Origin of the sequence: Flavobacterium sp. 11, from assembly GCF_002754315.1 — a bacterium.
Classification (GTDB): Bacteria; Bacteroidota; Bacteroidia; order Flavobacteriales; family Flavobacteriaceae; genus Flavobacterium; species Flavobacterium algoritolerans.
Genome location: NZ_PEFE01000001.1, coordinates 270,182 through 289,265 on the forward strand (window position 1 = coordinate 270,182; position 19,084 = coordinate 289,265).

17 protein-coding genes are annotated in these 19,084 nt (G+C 33.2%); 5 read left to right on the top strand and 12 right to left on the bottom strand.

Annotated features, from left to right (window positions below; genetic code table 11):
- Positions 1 to 31 precede the first annotated feature (31 nt).
- Positions 32 to 415: a 30S ribosomal protein S12 gene (gene rpsL, locus CLV00_RS01230; protein ID WP_007136570.1), complete on the bottom strand. Its 384-nt coding sequence runs from the start codon at positions 413 to 415 to the stop codon at positions 32 to 34.
- A 253-nt stretch (positions 416 to 668) separates the two neighbouring features.
- Between rpsL and CLV00_RS01235 the strand changes: the two genes are divergently transcribed.
- The 4 genes from CLV00_RS01235 (at position 669) to rlmB (ending at position 7,888) form a co-directional block, all read left to right on the top strand.
- Positions 669 to 2,303, top strand: a complete 1,635-nt coding sequence (locus CLV00_RS01235; protein WP_233206838.1) for a hypothetical protein — start codon at positions 669 to 671, stop codon at positions 2,301 to 2,303.
- A gap of 84 nt (positions 2,304 to 2,387) precedes the next feature.
- On the top strand, positions 2,388 to 5,636 hold the full coding sequence (locus CLV00_RS01240; protein ID WP_099713447.1) for a SusC/RagA family TonB-linked outer membrane protein: 3,249 nt from the start codon (positions 2,388 to 2,390) through the stop codon (positions 5,634 to 5,636).
- An 11-nt stretch (positions 5,637 to 5,647) separates the two neighbouring features.
- Positions 5,648 to 7,084 carry a SusD/RagB family nutrient-binding outer membrane lipoprotein gene (locus tag CLV00_RS01245; RefSeq protein WP_099713448.1) on the top strand — a complete coding sequence of 479 codons (1,437 nt, stop codon included), beginning with the start codon at positions 5,648 to 5,650 and terminating at the stop codon, positions 7,082 to 7,084.
- 69 nt (positions 7,085 to 7,153) lie between these two features.
- The gene (gene rlmB, locus CLV00_RS01250; protein ID WP_099713449.1) at positions 7,154 to 7,888 is read left to right on the top strand and encodes a 23S rRNA (guanosine(2251)-2'-O)-methyltransferase RlmB; all 735 of its coding nucleotides are present in this window, start codon (positions 7,154 to 7,156) and stop codon (positions 7,886 to 7,888) included.
- Positions 7,889 to 7,948: 60 nt separating this feature from the next.
- Here the strand turns inward: rlmB and CLV00_RS01255 are convergent, their stop codons facing one another.
- Positions 7,949 to 8,737, bottom strand: a complete 789-nt coding sequence (locus CLV00_RS01255) for a rhomboid family intramembrane serine protease (protein WP_099713450.1) — start codon at positions 8,735 to 8,737, stop codon at positions 7,949 to 7,951.
- Between the two features lie 256 nt (positions 8,738 to 8,993).
- Here CLV00_RS01255 and CLV00_RS01260 point away from each other — a divergent pair, with 256 nt between their 5' ends.
- The gene (locus CLV00_RS01260; protein WP_099713451.1) at positions 8,994 to 10,271 is read left to right on the top strand and encodes a replication-associated recombination protein A; all 1,278 of its coding nucleotides are present in this window, start codon (positions 8,994 to 8,996) and stop codon (positions 10,269 to 10,271) included.
- Positions 10,272 to 10,343: 72 nt separating this feature from the next.
- Here the strand turns inward: CLV00_RS01260 and CLV00_RS01265 are convergent, their stop codons facing one another.
- From CLV00_RS01265 to hpt, 10 genes are all read right to left on the bottom strand, one after another.
- A complete protein-coding gene (locus CLV00_RS01265) occupies positions 10,344 to 11,108 on the bottom strand; it encodes a hypothetical protein (protein WP_099713452.1) in 765 nt (254 codons plus the stop codon).
- A gap of 2 nt (positions 11,109 to 11,110) precedes the next feature.
- The gene (locus CLV00_RS01270; RefSeq protein ID WP_099713453.1) at positions 11,111 to 11,800 is read right to left on the bottom strand and encodes a YjjG family noncanonical pyrimidine nucleotidase; all 690 of its coding nucleotides are present in this window, start codon (positions 11,798 to 11,800) and stop codon (positions 11,111 to 11,113) included.
- Positions 11,801 to 11,808: 8 nt separating this feature from the next.
- Positions 11,809 to 12,504 carry a DNA repair protein RadC gene (gene radC, locus CLV00_RS01275; RefSeq protein WP_099713454.1) on the bottom strand — a complete coding sequence of 232 codons (696 nt, stop codon included), beginning with the start codon at positions 12,502 to 12,504 and terminating at the stop codon, positions 11,809 to 11,811.
- Between the two features lie 11 nt (positions 12,505 to 12,515).
- Positions 12,516 to 12,974, bottom strand: a complete 459-nt coding sequence (locus CLV00_RS01280; RefSeq protein ID WP_099713455.1) for a GNAT family N-acetyltransferase — start codon at positions 12,972 to 12,974, stop codon at positions 12,516 to 12,518.
- 7 nt (positions 12,975 to 12,981) lie between these two features.
- The gene (gene murC / locus CLV00_RS01285; RefSeq protein ID WP_099713456.1) at positions 12,982 to 14,337 is read right to left on the bottom strand and encodes a UDP-N-acetylmuramate--L-alanine ligase; all 1,356 of its coding nucleotides are present in this window, start codon (positions 14,335 to 14,337) and stop codon (positions 12,982 to 12,984) included.
- 45 nt (positions 14,338 to 14,382) lie between these two features.
- Complete coding sequence (locus CLV00_RS01290; protein WP_099713457.1) at positions 14,383 to 15,081, bottom strand: lipopolysaccharide assembly protein LapB; 699 nt, start codon at positions 15,079 to 15,081, stop codon at positions 14,383 to 14,385.
- 129 nt (positions 15,082 to 15,210) lie between these two features.
- The gene (gene obgE, locus CLV00_RS01295) at positions 15,211 to 16,212 is read right to left on the bottom strand and encodes a GTPase ObgE (RefSeq protein ID WP_099713458.1); all 1,002 of its coding nucleotides are present in this window, start codon (positions 16,210 to 16,212) and stop codon (positions 15,211 to 15,213) included.
- 68 nt (positions 16,213 to 16,280) lie between these two features.
- A complete protein-coding gene (locus tag CLV00_RS01300) occupies positions 16,281 to 17,555 on the bottom strand; it encodes a hemolysin family protein (RefSeq protein ID WP_099713459.1) in 1,275 nt (424 codons plus the stop codon).
- Positions 17,556 to 17,770: 215 nt separating this feature from the next.
- Positions 17,771 to 18,343, bottom strand: coding sequence for an adenylate kinase (locus tag CLV00_RS16510; RefSeq protein ID WP_099713460.1), 573 nt, complete (start codon positions 18,341 to 18,343; stop codon positions 17,771 to 17,773).
- A gap of 12 nt (positions 18,344 to 18,355) precedes the next feature.
- Positions 18,356 to 18,886, bottom strand: coding sequence for a hypoxanthine phosphoribosyltransferase (gene hpt, locus CLV00_RS16515; RefSeq protein WP_099716186.1), 531 nt, complete (start codon positions 18,884 to 18,886; stop codon positions 18,356 to 18,358).
- Positions 18,887 to 19,084: the final 198 nt, after the last annotated feature.

Sequence of the window (19,084 nt, forward strand, 5' to 3'; positions counted from 1 at the left end):
ATCACATCTCTACAAGAAATAACTTTTTAAATTACTTTTTTGCTTCTTTTGGGCGTTTTGCTCCGTACTTAGATCTTCTTTGCGTTCTTCCTGCTACTCCTGACGTATCAAGCGCACCACGAACGATGTGATATCTAACTCCTGGTAAATCTTTTACCCTTCCACCCCTAACTAATACTATCGAGTGCTCTTGTAAATTGTGTCCTTCACCAGGGATGTAAGCATTCACTTCATTACCATTTGTCAAACGTACACGCGCTACTTTACGCATTGCAGAGTTTGGTTTTTTTGGTGTTGTAGTGTAAACACGCGTACAAACCCCTCTTCTTTGAGGACAAGAATCTAAAGCAACCGATTTACTCTTCTTAGTTATCTGAGTTCTTCCTGTTCTTACTAATTGTTGAATTGTTGGCATAATTAATACTAAAAATTTCTTATTATATTAAATTCCCGCTTTTTACGGGGTTGCAAATGTAGAAAATATTTTTTACTCTACAAACGTTAATTCATTAATTTTCAATAAGATTATTTTATCATTTGATTTTTATCACAAACAATAGATATTTGCGTTACTTTTATTAAAAATACATACTCATTTGAAATCCACTTTTATTTTACTTTTCTTTCTGAATTTTTGCCTTAATTCTTCTGCGCAAAATTTTCGATTATTGATAACCGGAAGTAATTCATCAGAAACAAAAACTATAGATTCCTTAAAATACAACACAAAACACAAAAACACGAAATCCATTAGCGAGGAAATACACAAACTTTCAGAAAAACTATCCGAAATAGGCTATATCGACAACACTATTTTAGAATTTACTAAAAAAGAAGACTCTAGTTACGTTGCGAATTTTGAGTTAGGAAAAAAAATAAAATTTATACATATATATATAGGTACAAATAATCTATTCAACAACTTGTCAGATCTAAGCAAAAAAGACACTCTAACGCTACCCTACACAAAAATTAATTCTTTTCTAAAAGAAGCCGTTCAAAAACTAGAGCAAAACGGATTTGCATTAGCAAAATTAAAACTGATTAACATTAAAAGAATCGATACCGAAATTTATGCAGATTTAAAACTAGATTCAGACCAAAAAAGAACACTAAACTCCATAATAATAAATTATACAGAAAACAACCGATCAAATAAATTCCCAAGTGGACATTTAGCACAAATCAACAAAAAATACAAGAACAGCATTTTCAATCAAAAAATAGTAGACCAAATTTATAATGATTTTGAAAAATTCGGATTTACCAATCAAGTAAAATATCCCGAAATTTTATTCACAAAAGACACGACAAAAGTTTTTGTATATCTTGAGAAAAAAAAATCCAACACTTTTGATGGTTTTATTGGATTTTCAAATAATGAAAATAAAAAAACAACTCTAAATGGTTATTTAGACGTAAACCTAGAAAATATTTTAGGCTCTGGCGAACAATTATCCGTTTATTGGAAAAGCGATGGTAACGACCAAAAAACATTTAATGCCAGTATTGAACTACCTTATTTATTTAAAACTCCGATAGGATTAAAAGCACAAATTCAATTATTCAGACAAGACAGCACTTTTCAAAACACAAAAACAGCAATCGACTTAAGCTACTTTACAAACTACAATACACGTTTCTATATAGGATACCAAACTACAGAGTCAAGCGACATTCAAAACTCAATCGGCACTTCGATAAGCGATTTCAACAATTCCTTTTTAACATCCAGCTTTAATTACACCAAATTAGATTTAACCAATTTTACCTTCCCTATAAAATCATTTTTTTCAATAACCGCCGGAATCGGAAAACGAGAAATCGACAATAAACCAAAAAACACCAACAAAAGCAATCAATTTTTTTTAAATATTCAAGCCACTCATAACTTTACCTTAAACAAAAAGAATATAATAAATATAAATAGCCAGAATTATTATTTACAAAGCAATCGTTATCTTGCAAATGAACTTTTTCGTTTTGGAGGACTCAACAGCATAAGAGGCTTTACAGAAAACAGTCTACAAGCATATTTCGCAACTTCAATTCTTACAGAATACAGATACTTACTCTCTACCAATCTATATGTACATTCAATACTAGATTACAGCATCTACAAGAACAAATCAGACATTGAACAAACAGACAACACCGAAAAACTACTAGGAATAGGACTTGGATTTGGACTACAAACAAAAAATGGGTTGTTAAAATTTGCTATTGCAAATGGTAGCACAGAAGACCAAGAAATTGAAATTTATAACACTATAATCCACATCTGTTATAATGTTAAATTTTAATTACAATAAAAAATAGAGATTTATATATTAGGAAAGTTAACAAATTATTAAGAAGTTTGCGAGACTAATTCAAAATATTAAAAAATGAAACTAAAGTTCAATGGAATCTTAGTACTATTAGTAGTACTTATGGCGCAACTAACTTTTGCGCAAGAAAGATCTGTTTCAGGTGTTGTTTCTGATAATGCAGGATTGCCGATACCAGGCGTGAGTGTATTAGTAAAGGGAACAAATTCAGGAACACAAACTGATTTTGATGGAAAATACTCTATCAAAGCTTCTCCAAGCCAAGTCTTGGTATTTAGCTACATTGGGATGAAAACCCAAGAAGTTACAGCTAGTTCATCAACTGTTAATGTAAAGTTAGCAAGTAGCGCATTAGAACTTGAAAGCGTGGTGGTAACAGCTTTAGGTATTAAAAGAGAGAAAAAATCTCTAGGTTACTCTACTCAAGAGGTTAAAGGTGACGCTGTTTCTAACGTAAAAAGCTCAAACTTTGTAAACTCACTATCTGGTAAAGTTGCCGGTATGGAAATTAAAACATCAGGAAATTTAGGTGGTTCTACCCAAGTAGTTATTAGAGGTAATAACTCTATTGCAGGTAACAACCAAGCTTTATTTGTTGTTGACGGTGTTCCGATAGACAATAGCAATTCAAACACATCAAGCCAAAAAACTGGTGGAGGTGGTTTTGACTACGGAAATGCTGCATCTGACATCAATCCTGATGACATTGAAACTATCAACGTTCTAAAAGGAGCTGCTGCAACAGCACTTTATGGTTCTCGTGCTTCTAATGGTGTAGTAATGATTACTACTAAAAAAGGGAAGAGTCAAAAAGGTATTGGCGTTACAATTAATTCAAGCGTAACTTTAGGAACTGCAGATAAAGAAACTTTACCTAAATATCAAAATAAATATGGAGCAGGTTATGGACCATACTATGACTCGGCTGATGGTTATTTTGGCTTAGCTGATATAAACGGAGATGGTATAGATGATTTAACAACTCCTTTTACAGAAGATGCATCATATGGTGCTGCATTTGATCCAAGTTTATTGGTTTACCAATGGAATTCTATTTATCCTCAATTACCTGGTTACGGAAAAGCAACTCCATGGGTAGCTGGTAAAAGCAACCCTAATTCTGTTTGGGGTACTGCAAGTACTACTGTAAACTCTGTTTCATTAGATGGAGGTACAGATACAAGCGCATTTAGATTAGGTTTTACTAACTTAATGCAAGAAGGTAACTTACCAAACGGTAGTCTTAAAAGAAATACGATATCTTTTTCAGGATCTCAAAATTTAACAGATAAATTAAAAGCATCTACAAGTTTCAATTTTGTAAAAACTGACGGAAAAGGTAGAAATGGTACAGGTTATTCTTCTAATAACGTAATGCAACAATTTAGACAATGGAATCAAATGAATGTTGATTTCAATGAACAAAAAGAAGCTTATTTTCTTACTAGAGAAAATATTACTTGGAATCCTAACTCATCTACGAATTTAAAACCAATTTACTCTGACAATCCGTACTGGACTTTCTATGAAAATTATGAGACAGATACAAGATCAAGATACTTTGGAAATGTTGCCTTAGAAGATAAGTTAACAGATTGGTTGAGTATAATGGGTAGATTTTCTTTTGATAGCTATAGCGAATTACAAGAAGAAAGAATAAATGTTGGAAGCTCAGATGTATCTAAGTATTCAAGATATAACAACACTGTTGCTGAATATAATTATGATTTAATGTTGAATTTCAATAAAAATTTAACTGAAAAATTAAATTTAGAAGGAAACATTGGTTGGAGTTTAAGAAACAACATCCAAAACAGCATTTTTGCTGCTACTAACGGAGGTTTAAACAAAGCACGTCTATACTCTCTTTCAAATAGTGTAAGTCCTATTCTTGCTCCTGTTGAATATGACGCAAACAGCATGGTAGATGGCGAATACATTAGAGCGAGTTTAGGTTATGATGGTTATGCTTACTTAGAGGGTACTTTTAGAACTGACCGTTCATCTAATTTACCAAAAGCTGACAACAGATACAATTATTTCTCAGTTTCTGGAAGTTTAGTGTTCTCTAAATTCATTGAAGCAAAATGGTTAACATTTGGTAAATTAAGAGCAAATTATGCTGAAGTAGGTAGTGATACAAGTCCTTATAGAGTTTTTAATACATTTGATATTGGAACTCCATTTGACGGAACTGGTGTTGCTTCAAACCCAGGGGCTCAAAACAACTTGAACCTTTTACCTGAGAGACAAGAAAGTTATGAATTTGGTTTAGAAATGTCTTTTTTAAACAGACGTCTTGGTTTTGATGTATCTTATTATAACGACCAAAACATCAATCAAATTACAAGTATTCCATTATCAACAGCAACTGGATATAATTCAGCTGTATTAAATGCTGGAACTATTGAAAACAAAGGATTAGAAGTACAGTTTAATGCTACTCCATTTAAAACTAATTCTTTCAAATGGGATTTAAATCTAAACTGGTCTCAAAATAAAAGCTTAGTTGTTTCATTACTTAACGGTATTGAAAACTTACAATTAGCAGCATTACAGGGTGGTGTATCTATCAATGCGACACCAGGACAACCTTACGGAACTATCCGAGGAAGTGATTTTATTTATGCTGCAAATGGCCAACCAATTGTTAATCAAACTGGATCTAGAATTGGTACATACCAAAGAACAGCTGCAAGTAATGTTGTGATTGGAGATATCAACCCAGATTGGAAAGCAGGTCTTAATAATAGTTTCACTTATAAAAACTTGAATTTAAGTTTCTTAATTGACATGCAAAAAGGTGGAGATGTTTTCTCTCTAGATACTTGGTATGGTTATGCAACAGGTATGTATGACTTCTCTGCAGCTAACAATGATTTAGGAAATCCAAGAAGAGACCCAATAGTTGGAACACTTGGAAACTACGGTGCTAACAGTGGTGGTGTTATTATGCCAGGTGTTGCTCCTGATGGAACACCAAATCAAGCTAGAGCAAATGCAAGTGTCTACACTACTGCTGAAGGTTACGCAAGAGCTCCTAATAAATTACATGTTTATGACGCTGGTTATGTTAAGTTGCGTGAAGCAAGTTTAACTTACAATTTTGATAGTAAAATGTTAAAACAACTTCCTTTCACTAATGCATCTTTTTCATTAATTGGAAGAAATCTATGGATTATCGACAAAAACACTCCTTATACTGATCCAGAAGCTGGTCTAAGTTCTGGGAATGTTCAAGGGTACCAATCTGGAGCTTATCCATCTATAAGAGAAATCGGAGCAAGTCTTAAACTACAGTTTTAAAAAATTAAATTATGAAAAAAATAATATTAACAACATTAACTATTATTACTTTAATATCTTGTCAATCAGATGACAAATATGAAGATAAAAATAGAGATCCAAAAAACCCTACACAGGTTAGCTCAGAATTTTTATTCAATGCAGCAACCAAGAGTTTATTTGATCAAATGACAAGCACAAATGTGAACAATAACATCTATAGGATGTTAGGTCAGCATTGGACAGAAACAACTTACGTAGATGAAGCTAATTACGATTTCAATACACGTAATATCACACAAAGTCACTGGTCTGAAATCTACAGAGATGTTTTGGCAGATCTAGCTACAGCAAAAATAAATAATGATGCAGATCTTACTATATCAGCTGAAACCAAAAAAACAAAAAATGCTCAAATTGAGATATTGACTGTTTATGCTTGGGCACAAATGGTTGAAACATTTGGGGATATTCCTTATTCTCAAGCGTTAAATGCGGGTCAGTATGTATTACCAGTATACGATGACGCTGCAACCATTTATAGCGATTTACTTACTCGTATAGCTGTTGCAATACCAAATTTAACTGATAGTGGTTTTGGTACAGCAGACAAAATTTATGGTGGAGATACTGCTAAATGGAAAAAATTCGGAAATTCATTAATGTTGAGAATGGGTGTACGAGTTGCAGATGTTCCTGCTTTGGCTACTAAATCAACAGCGGCTATTAAAGCAGCTGTTAGTGGTGGTGTATTTACATCAAATGCAGATAATGCAAGTTTAGTTTATTCTAATGCAACACCTAATACCAATCCTGTTTGGGTTGATCTAGTACAAAGCGGAAGATCGGATTTTGTTATTGCTAATACATTAGTAGATTTCATGAATAATCTTTCTGATCCAAGAAGAGCTGTATATTTTGATCAAAATTTAGGGACTGGTGTTTATGAAGGAGGACCTTATGGAGATAACAATGCTTTCTCATCATACACTCATGTAAGTGATAGAGTAATAGACCCAACAAATCCAGCATCTTTGATTGACTATTCAGAAGTGTGTTTTTACTTAGCAGATGCAGCGGAACGTTCTATTTCAGGAACACCTGTTAATGCTGCTCTGTTTTATAATGCAGGTATTACTGCATCATTCGACTATTGGGGAGCCCCTAATGTAGCTACTTATTTAGCAAATCCTGCTGTAAATTATGCAACAGCTCCAGGAACTTGGAAAGTAAAAATTGGAAATCAACTTTGGTTAGCAATGTACAACAGAGGTTACGAAGCATGGACTGCTTGGAGAACTTATGATATGCCTGGATTTAACCTTCCAGCTGTTTCTGAAGATCCTGTTCCAACAAGATATACTTATCCTATTAGCGAACAAAACTTAAACAAAGTCAACTATACAGCAGCATCTGCAGCAATTGGTGGCGATACGCAAACAACAAAAGTATTCTGGGATAAATTCTAATTATCACTTAATTCAATTATTAAAAACCATCCCATTTTTTGGGGTGGTTTTTTTTTATATCTTTGCGCCATGGAAAAAGAACATCAAATATTTGGGATTAGAGCAATAATTGAAGCTATACAAGCGGGTGCAACTGTAGACAAAGTCTATATTCAAAAGGAAGCGAGCAGCGAACTGATGAAAGACCTGATGAAAGTTATGAAGCGTGGTAATATTAATTTTTCTTATGTACCAGTTGAAAAACTAAATAGATTGACACCAAATAACCATCAAGGTGCGGTGGCTACCATATCCCCTATATCATTCTTTGACTTAGAATCTTTGATAGAAACAGTAATCGAAAACGGAAAAAAACCTTTGTTTTTGATTTTAGATCAAATATCTGATGCACGTAATTTTGGTGCTATAATCAGAACTGCTGAGTGTACTGGAGTGAACGGAATCATTGTTCAAAAAGCAGGTTCGGCACCTGTAAATGGCGATACTGTAAAAACATCAGCCGGAGCAGTATTTAATATTCCCATTTGTAAAGTAGAACACATTAAGGACGCTATTTTTCTTTTGCAAGCTAGTGGTATAAAAACTGTAGCAGCTACTGAGAAAACAGATCAAAATATTTATGACATTTCATTAAACGAACCTGTAGCAATCATTATGGGATCGGAAGATAGAGGTGTAAACCCATCAGTACTTAAAATTGTTGATGAGAAAGCTAAACTTCCTATGTTTGGAACTATTGGTTCACTAAATGTATCAGTGGCTTGTGGAGCTTTTTTATATGAAGCTGTAAGACAACGATCTTAGATTGTTGGACTTCTTAGATTTTTAGAATACTATATTCTCTAAACTATTTACTAAAATGAATTAAGACTTATGTTTTGATTCATTTTTTCCATTTGTGACAATCTCATAATCTACTGGAAGACTAGAAGTATAATACGTTGAGAATTCCTGTTGTTCTTCATTTTCTTCAATTTTTGGGATATTTACAAAATTTCCATCAGCATCGAAACGCTGCATAAATTTATCTTCTGAAGGATCAAAATCTGGGCGTTCCCAATCATATTTAATGACTTTTTTATATTCAGGAGTTTTATAAACTAACGAAAGAAAAAAACCTGTGAGCAATCCTCCCAAATGACCTTCCCAAGAAATAGATTTATTTCCTGTAATTTCAGGACTTGGAAAAACATACCAAACCAAACCTCCATACACAACTATCACAGCAAGTGACAAAGCTACCAATCGATTGTATTTAGTTTGTATGCCTTTAAAAAAAATAAAACTAAAGAGAACATAAATCAATCCGCTTGCCCCTATGTGGTAATTATCTCTACCAATAACCCAAGTGATACATCCCGAAACTAAAATTCCGTATCCAATAACCTTTACCGATTGCTCTGCATAAAAAAATTGTAAAGCTGCCAATAAAATTAATAAAGGAATCGAATTATTATACAGGTGCTCCATATCAGCATGTATAAACGGACTAAGAAAAACGCCTTGTAAACCTGCAAAAGTTCTAGGATAAATTCCGTTTTGGACAAAGTCAAAATCAAATCGAATTTCCAGCCAAAAAACAAACCACAGGAATACCACAAAAAAAAGTGGTAACCCAATAACTGAATTGGTAAATTTAAAATGCTTTTCCATGAATAGCGAGAAGTTTTATATTCTGGTTTTAATTCAAAAACTTATCCAAAAGCAATTTAATGCTATTTTGTCATATTTAAACTGAAAACCATTTTTTAATGCTACTACCTAGCCCAGATGGAAACGACATCCTTTTATATCTCGTTTTTTCAACGAGATGTAAAAGATATAGTGTACAGCTGGAAATAGCTCCTAACGAAACAAATTTTGACAATCCAAGACAAGTTCAGATTAAAAAAAACAGTAATTTTACGTTATGGAAGCACCACTTGCAGAACGCATACGACCACAAAAATTAGAAGACTACATCAGTCAATCCCACCTTGTAGGACCAAATGGTTCATTGACACAACAAATTGCAAAAGGAATCATCCCATCGTTAATATTTTGGGGACCACCGGGAACTGGAAAAACTACATTAGCACAAATTATTGCGCAAGAATCGAAACGACCATTTTATATTTTGAGCGCCATCAATTCTGGTGTAAAAGATATTCGTGATGTGATTGAAAAAGCGAAGCAAAGCGGTGGTTTGTTTACCGCTAAAAATCCTATTTTATTTATTGATGAGATTCACCGTTTTAGCAAATCACAACAAGATTCTTTGCTGGCAGCAGTAGAAAAAGGTTGGATAACACTTATTGGCGCCACTACAGAAAACCCGAGTTTTGAAGTGATTCCTGCATTACTTTCCCGTTGTCAGGTTTATATTTTGAATGCCTTTACCAAAAAAGATTTAGAGTCTTTGCTGGAACGCGCCATGAAAACAGACGCTTATTTATCTACAAAAAATATTGTTTTAAGCGAAACAGAAGCGCTACTGAGACTTTCCGGTGGCGATGGACGAAAGCTATTAAATATATTTGAACTTGTCGTAAATGCGTCCAATGAAGACGAAATTGTAATCACAAATGATCGTGTTTTTGCCTTGGTGCAACAAAATACCGTTTTGTATGACAAAACTGGCGAACAACATTATGACATAGTTTCTGCTTTTATCAAATCCATTCGAGGTAGTGATCCTAATGGAGCTGTATATTGGCTTGCCCGAATGATTGAAGGCGGAGAAGATGTAAAGTTTATAGCACGAAGAATGCTAATTCTAAGTAGTGAAGATATAGGAAATGCTAATCCAACGGCTTTTATTATGGCAAATAATACTTTTCAGGCAGTTGCTACAATTGGATATCCTGAAAGTAGAATTATTTTGAGCCAATGCGCCGTTTATTTAGCGACTTCACCTAAAAGTAATGCTTCCTATTTAGCCATCGGAACGGCACAACAACTTGTAAAGCAAACTGGAGATTTACCGGTTCCAATTCATTTACGCAATGCTCCAACAAAACTAATGAAAGAATTAGGCTATGGTGAAGAATACAAATACTCGCACGATTACACCAATAATTTTGCTGAACAGGAATTTTTACCTGAAGCATTAAGCAAAACACCTATATATATTCCTGGGAACAATTCCAGAGAAAATAGCATCAGGGAATTTCTTAAAAACCGTTGGAAAGATAAATACGGATATTAAGTTTCATAAAAAAGGTCTTGATTTCTCAAGACCTTTTTTATGAAACTATTTTAGATAACAGCTTTCTGAAGTTTAAAACTTAACATCTACTTTTTCAGAAATCAATTTATCGTTTTGATAATATTCAAAATACCACTGATTATCTTTTAGAATTAATGACCCTTGAACGGTGTCTTTCATTGCAATAAAGGAATTTGGTTGAGAGGTTTTGAATAACTTCATAACAACCTTTGGTGTGCTATCTATCAATTGAAAACCTGTAGCCGTAGGTTGTGCATACAATAAATTAGAATCTCCAACTACAGTATTGACCACAACTGGCTCACTCACTACATTTTTAACCACAGCAACAGGAGATGCCATAGGCTTAACAACTTCTGTTTGTATCACAGGTTCGACTTTAGCAGCCACATTTCCATTGTATTTATATTGCAAAGCGTAAACAGATTTAAATGCTTCATTTAAAGCTTCTGTGTAAGCAACCTTATATTCTTTCTCTTTACTTTTTCCAATTATCGATTGGAATATTATTTTTCCATAACAATCTTTCAGTGTTATAAAAAGTTTTGTCGTCAAAAAGCCGTTATCTTTAACCACATCAACATATAACAAACTGCATCTTTCATTATACTCGGCCGGTATAGTTTCACTGGCATAAAATGAAACGAAACCTGCTTTATTTAAATTAAACTTGGTTAATGTATTCAACCGGAATTGGTTTTCGCCATTGAGAAAATCGTATTTCAAAGGAACAATTACAGCTTTGTAATCGTTCACAGATTGAGAATAGGAATAACTAACGACCAATAATAACAATAATAAAAATTGCTTTTTCATATTTATAAATATTTTTTAAGTTCTAATAAATGATTAATTTGTTTAATTTGCTGCTCAACTTGTATTTTACTTTCATTAAAAAAAATAGCATCTAATCCCGCGTCAAGAGCACCTTGCACATCTGCATCTAAGCTATCCCCTATCATAATACTATTTTCTTTTTTGGCTTTGGCTAAATCTAAGGCATAATCAAAAATAATTGGATTTGGTTTTTTTACGCCTGCCATTTCAGAATTTGTGACGGTTTGAAAATAACTCCCAATATTAGAATTATGTATCTTTTTGTATTGAACCTCAGCAAATCCATTTGTAATTATATGAAGATTATATTTTTGATTCAAATAGTCTAAAACTTCAAAAGTACCGTCAAAAAGATGATTGTTTTCAGGTAAAAAACGAATATAATCATTTGCTATGGCATCAATTTCTTCGTCAGAAATCGAATAATCAAGAGCATCAAAAGAATACTTCAATCGATTATAACGCAACTCTTCATGCGTAATTTTATCATATTGATATAGCTTCCAACATTCTTGGTTTATTGGCACATATTTTTCAATAAAAACTTTGGTTTCAATTGCGGGATGATTTTTATTAAAAATAGTCTCAAATGTCAACTCTGAATTTTTATCAAAATCCCAAAGCGTATGATCTAAATCAAAGAAAACATCAGTTATTATAGTATGTTTCATTTTATGTTTTAAAATATTCCTTCATCAGCAAAACTAAAATAGTTTTTTTCAGTAACAATCAAATGATCTAGTACTTTTATTTCTAAACTATCGCCTGCCAATTTTAATTTTCTTGTAATCTGTTTGTCTGCATCACTTGGAATCAGAGTTCCCGATGGATGATTGTGACACAAGATTAATCCTGTTGCACCCATCTCTAGCGCTGTTTTAAAAACGATGCGAACATCTACTAATGTTCCGGTAATACCGCCTTTACTCAACTGGGATTTAGAAATAACCTTATTCGAGTTATTCAAATAAATAATCCAAAATTCCTCGTGTGGCAATTCACCAATAATAGGCTGCATAATTTCGAAAATGATTTTACTGGAAGTCACTTTCTTTAAATCTACCGCATCTTCCGCCCTTCTTCTTCTTCCTAATTCTAAAGCAGCTATAATCGAAATGGCTTTCGCTTCACCAATTCCTTTGAAATTCATTAATTGCGAAATGGATAATTTACCTAATGCATTCAAATTATTGTCTACACTTGCTAAAATCCTTTTACTCAAATCAACAGCCGATTCGTTTCTACTTCCTGATCCAATCAAAATGGCAATCAATTCTGCGTCACTTAAAACACTTTTGCCTTTCAGCATTAGTTTTTCTCGTGGCTTATCATCTTCGGACCAATTCGTTATAGGAAAAAAGGAATTTTCAGCCATTCATTTGTTATTTAAATTTGTTTCCGCATGCAAATACTATTTTCTAAACCCACATAAGGCTCATAATTATCAACTATGCTATATCCTGTTTTTTGATATAAAGCGATAGCTTCCTTTTGTTTGTATAATGTTTCCAAAACAGAAAATGAATATCCTAAATCATGAGCCCAAAGTTCTAGCTCACGTAAAATATTTTGAGCTAAACCCATTCCTCTGGCTTCAAGAGAAACAAACATACGCTTTATTTCAATTGTATCCTTATCGTATTTCTTAAAACAACCACATGCTACAGGATTGTTTTCCAAATAAATAACAACAACATTTGGATTTAATTCAATAATATTATTACCCCAATAATCTGTTTTCAATTCCGGATAACGCTCCCACAAACTTTTATCTAATGCGCCAATGAGATTTATAAAATCGGGATTTTCACTTGTAGTTTTAGAAATTCTTATAGTATCACTCATATCACTTTTACTTTACCAATTCCTTTACCTCATCAAAGTTTAATCCGCCATAATTACCGGAACTCATCAACAACAAAGCAGAATTTTCAAGATTTAAATTAAATAAATAGTCTTTGAAATCTTTTGGATTCGTATAAATAATTAAATCTTCACGATTAAAAGATTTAGCAATTTGGTCGTATGTAACTTCTTCAAGCTGTTTGATTTTTACAGCGTCAGGGGAATAGAAAACTACTGCTTTATCCGCATATTCTAATGCACCTTCATATTCTTTTAGAAACTCTGCATTCAAACTGCTATAGGTATGCAATTCTAGACAAGCCACCAAAGTTCTGTTTGGATATTGCTCTTTAACTGCTTTAGTAGTTGCGACAACTTTACTTGGTGAATGCGCAAAATCCTTATAGGCAACTTTTGTTTTGCTTTCTGCAATTTTTTCCAATCGTTTTGATGCTCCTTTAAAACTGGCAATGGCTTCATAAAAATCAGCTTCATCGACTCCCATGTTTTGGCAAATCCATTTGGCTCCAGCCAAATTATTAAGATTATGTGCTCCAAAAACTTCAATTGGCATATCGCCTTCTGGTGTTTCTAGAAGTGTCACACCATCATTAACAGAATATTTTGGAGTATGATACGCTAGTTTACGGATTGGGTTCGTAGCAGCTTCGGACACACGTTTTACTTCAGCATCGTCTTCATTGTAAACTAAAATTCCGCCATTGGTAATTTTGCCAATAAAAATTTCAAACTGTTCTACATAGTTCTCATACGTTGGAAAAACATTAATATGATCCCAAGCAATTCCTGAAATTAGGGCGATGTTTGGTTGATACAAATGAAATTTGGGTCTTCTATCAATTGGCGAAGACAAATATTCATCTCCTTCCAAAACGATAAAGTCATTCTCCTCCGTAAGATGTACCATCGTATCGAAACCTTCCAATTGTGCGCCAACCATATAATCTACTGCTATATCATGGTAATGCATCACATGTAAAATCATTGAAGTTATTGTTGTTTTTCCATGTGAACCGCCAATAACTACACGTGTTTTATTTTTGGATTGTTCGTACAAAAACTCGGGATAAGAATATATTTTAAGTCCTAATTCTTGTGCTTTTAGTAATTCAGGATTATCAGCTTTTGCATGCATGCCAAGAATAACTGCTTCAATATCTGATGTTATTTTTTCTGGAAACCAGCCCAATTCTGGAGGCAAAATTCCTTTTTTATCTAATCTTGATTTTGATGGTTCAAAAATAGCATCGTCACTTCCCGTAACTTGATACCCTTTGTTGTGTAATGCTAAAGCCAGATTGTGCATGGCGCTTCCTCCGATAGCTATAAAATGTGTACGCATTCTAATTTTTGGTTTATGGTTGTTGAATTCGAGAGAGATTAAAATCTATCTTGAACTTTTTTTATTATAGGTTTCTAATACTAATTTTGCTTTTTCTGGCTCTCTCATTTTGTTCTTGTATAAGTTAGCTAGCTTTTGATAACTTATTTTTGAACCTCCAATAAGTATCGCTTTTTTATACTGTTGCTCTGCAACTTTATATCTTTTAAAATATTCCTCAATATGACCTCTGGACAAATAACCATCAACAGGTGATAATCGCAACAATTCATTTGAATATTTTATAGCTTTGGATTCACTACCTCCTACAATTCCTGGCAACTGAATATATAATTCGATCAAAGCCCAACGTGATTCAATGTGTTTTGGATTAAGACTTATCGCTTTTTCAAAAGAACCTTTGACTTCATCAATCATACCAAGCGCTTTGAATTTACTTGTTTCTTTGGCTTTCATCCCTAAAGCTCCACCATATTTATAATAATAATCGGCTTCTGAAGGTTTTAAAATTTTTAGTTTTTTGTAATAAACAATCGCTTTATCCCATGATTTATTATAACCTGCAATATCTCCTAAATATTCGATTGTTTTCAAATCTGAAGAATTGGACTTCAAAACAGATTCAAACAGGTATTGTGCCTGTTCGTACTTTTCCTCTTTAAACAGTTTTTCTGCTTTATCAAAATTGGATTGAGACCAAATCATAATAGGAAATAACAAAAAGACCAGTATAATATGTTTCATCCTCCAAAAATAAGGAAATTTATAATTGTAATTCTCCAAGGCTGTGAAAGGTTTAACTATTTTTTATAAAAAAAGCCGTCACATATATCATACGAGACGGCTTTTATAATTTATTTAAAAAATCAAGAATTAGTCATTCAACATTTTCCATAATTTGTCTTTCAATTCTGTTAGTCCTTGTTGAGCAACAGAAGAAATAAACATATATGGTACATCCTTGAAAGCAACGTCTAATTCTGTTTTTAATTCTGCTTTCAACTCATCATCCAGCATATCGCATTTAGAAATCACCAACAAACGTTCTTTATCAAGCATTTCAGGATTGTATTTTGTCAATTCGTTTACCAAAATATCATATTCTGCTTTGATATCTGGAGTATCTACTGGAACTAAAAATAGCAAAGTCGAATTACGTTCAATGTGACGCAAGAAATAATGTCCAAGACCTTTTCCTTCGGCAGCACCTTCAATAATTCCGGGAATATCAGCAATTACAAAAGATTGAAAATCTCTGTAGGCTACGATTCCAAGATTTGGTTTTAAAGTTGTAAACGGATAATCCGCAATTTTTGGTTTAGCAGAAGTTAATACAGATAATAATGTTGATTTTCCTGCATTAGGAAAACCTACCAAACCTACATCAGCAAGTACTTTTAGTTCTAGAATCACGTCCATTTCAACACCAGGCAAACCTGGTTGTGAATATCTAGGCGTTTGATTGGTAGAACTTCTAAAGTGCCAGTTTCCTAAACCACCTTTTCCACCACGAGAAAGTATTTGCTTTTCACCATCTTCGGTAATTTCAAATAATATTTCTCCGGTTTCCTTATCTTTTACTACCGTTCCTAATGGAACTTCAATGAATTTATCATCTCCATCTGCACCTGTACTTCTGTCGCCACTTCCATCTCCACCATTACCGGCTTTAATATGACGCGCAAATTTAAGGTGAAATAATGTCCATAGACCTTTGTTTCCTACAAGATAAACATGTCCTCCACGACCTCCATCTCCTCCATCTGGCCCACCTTTTTCAATAAACTTTTCTCTATGCAAATGCGTAGATCCTTTTCCTCCTTTTCCGGAAGAAACATATATTTTAACGTAATCTACAAAATTCCCTTCAGTCATTTTTTCTAATATTCAATGTTCAGCTTTAGTATTTAGTACTCATTTTGAGCAATTTAACCCTAAGCTATTTAATTTTTTAATGCTTTCACCATCACTTTATCAATCTTCACGCCATCCATATCAATGACTTCTAACTCAAATTTTTGCCAAATCAATTTTTCTCCTTGTTTAGGAATATGAGAGAGCTCCGTCATTATTAATCCACTCACAGTGGTTACTTCATAATCATTGATTAATTCATCTAATTCAAAGTAAGTCAAGAAATCATGCAACGAATAGTGTCCGTCAACCAACCAGCTTCCGTCTTCTCTTTCAATCAACTGAAAATCATCTTTATAAAAATCAGAAGCATCACCAACCAATGCTTCCAAAATATCATTCAAAGTAATTACTCCCTGAAAAACACCATATTCATCTGAGACAAATGCATAATGAATGCCTGTTTTTTTAAAGTTTTCTAAGGCTATATATGCGGTGGTTTGCTCCATCATAAAAGGAGCTTCGGTCATTATATCCGCCAAATTGAAGTTTTCATTTTCAAAATGGGCGAAAATATTTTTCAGGTTAACAACTCCAACAATATCATCATAATTTTCACCGTAAACCGGATAAATAGAATGCAATTCTTTGAGCATAAATTCCTTAACCTGTTCTTTATCAGAATGCAAAGGTAAAAAAACCACTGACTTCCTGTGTGTCATCAATGAATTTATTTTTCTGTCTCCAATATGGAAAACGCGCTCCACAATATCTTGTTCAATTTCTTGAACTTCTCCTCCTTCGGTTCCTTCTTTTATTATCGCTTTTATTTCCTCTTCGGTTACTTTACCGTCAGCGGTAGGCTTTATTTGTAAAATATCCAATAAAAAATCTGTAGAATGTGTTAACAACCAAATAAATGGTGCCGTTACAATTGAAACAATTTTCATGGGTAATGCCACTGCTTTGGCAATGGATTCCGGATGATTCAAACCGATTCTTTTAGGTAATAATTCTCCTAGAACTAAAGAGAAAAAGGTTAAAACTACTACAACAATCCCCACCGCAACTGATGGTGCGTATGGTTTTAAAAATTCAAATCCGCTTACAAAAGTCTCTACATCCATTGTGATTTTATCACCACTATAAATACCGGTAAGAATTCCTATTAGCGTTATTCCTATTTGTACGGTTGATAAAAATTTGTTTGGTGAGTTCGCCAAATCCAATGCGATTTTAGCACTTTTATTCCCTTTTTTTGCCGCGGTCTCTAATCTGTTTTTTCTTGCTGAAATCAATGCGATTTCTGACATAGAGAAAACCCCATTTAATAGTATTAGAAAAAATATTATTAGTATTTCCAATTTTTTAGTTGATTCGTTTTTTATTTAAAATCTGATTTCTGAATTTGATTTTCTGAAATCTCCAGTCTGGATTTTAGCCCAGATGGGAATGAAAAGCCCGGAGTTAAAAAAGCTAATTTTTCTTGTCAAAAAAGAGCGACCAAAGGAAGCTCCTTTTATGGCTTAGAAAAATAGATTTTTTAACGAGGACTTGTAATGTACAGCTGGAATTGCTACTATAAATTATCAATCACGTTGCTTACTCTTTCTGTAATTTCAGCGATTGTACCTATTCCGTTTACTGCATAAAATTTACCTTGCTCCTCATAATAACTCATTAAAGGCGCTGTTTTTTCATTGTATTCCTGGTAGCGATTTCTGATTTTTTCTTCATCTTGATCATCAATTCTACCACTTGTTTTCCCTCTTTCCAATAGACGTTTTACCAGAATCTCATCATCGGCTTCGAGTGCAATTGTCGCTGCAACTTTAGAACCTATTGACGTAAGAAATGCATCTAAAGCTTCGGCTTGTGAAATTGTTCTTGGATATCCGTCAAACAATATTCCATTAGTATCCGGGTGTTTATTTACCTCATCAATCAGCATTTTTGTAGTCAATTCATCTGGAACTAAATCTCCAGCATCCATAAATACTCTTGCTTGTTTGCCAAGTTCTGTATCGTTTTTTAAATTAAAACGAAATACATCGCCCGTTGATATATGTGTTAATTTGTATTTTTCTTTCAAAAACTCTGCTTGAGTTCCTTTACCAGCTCCTGGTTTTCCAAATAAAACAATGTTAGTCATGTTGTTGTGTCGTTATTCTTTTAGTTTATATACTTCGGGTAAATTTCTTCCTAATCCATCGTAGTCTAAGCCAAAACCCACAATAAATTTATTTGGAATTCTAATCCCAATGTAATCTATTTTGATGTCTTTTGTGTATGCTTCAGGTTTAAAAAAAAGTGTTGCTATTTTAAAATGTTTTACATTTTGCTTTTTGAATAATTCTTTCAGTTCAACCAATGTATTTCCGGTGTCAACTATATCTTCGATTATGACAACAGAACGTCCAGTTAAATCCTGATTTATACCTATTAATTGTTTCACTTCGTTTGTAGTAGAAGTTCCTTCGTATGATGCCATTTTAATGAAAGATACTTCACATGGTTTTTTATATTGTTTCATAAAATCAGAAACAACCATAAAAGCTCCATTCAATACTCCCACAAATACCGGCGTTTCATCAGCAAAATCAGCTTCTACTTGCGAAACCATTTTAGCGATGGCAAAATCAATTTCTTTGGCAGAAATAAACGGAACAAATTGTTTATCGTGAAGTTGTATCATTATTTTCGTGTTTAAAATAATGCGCAAAGATACAGAATTCGGATTTGACAATTGATAAATGGGCATTAATTTCTAATTTTAAGTAAATTCCACAAAAAAACGAGTCAAAATGTATTAAAAGCAACAAATGATACAATAGAAATTATGAAGAAAATAAAATAGCATTTTCGGATTCAATCATTATAAAGTATCTTTGCA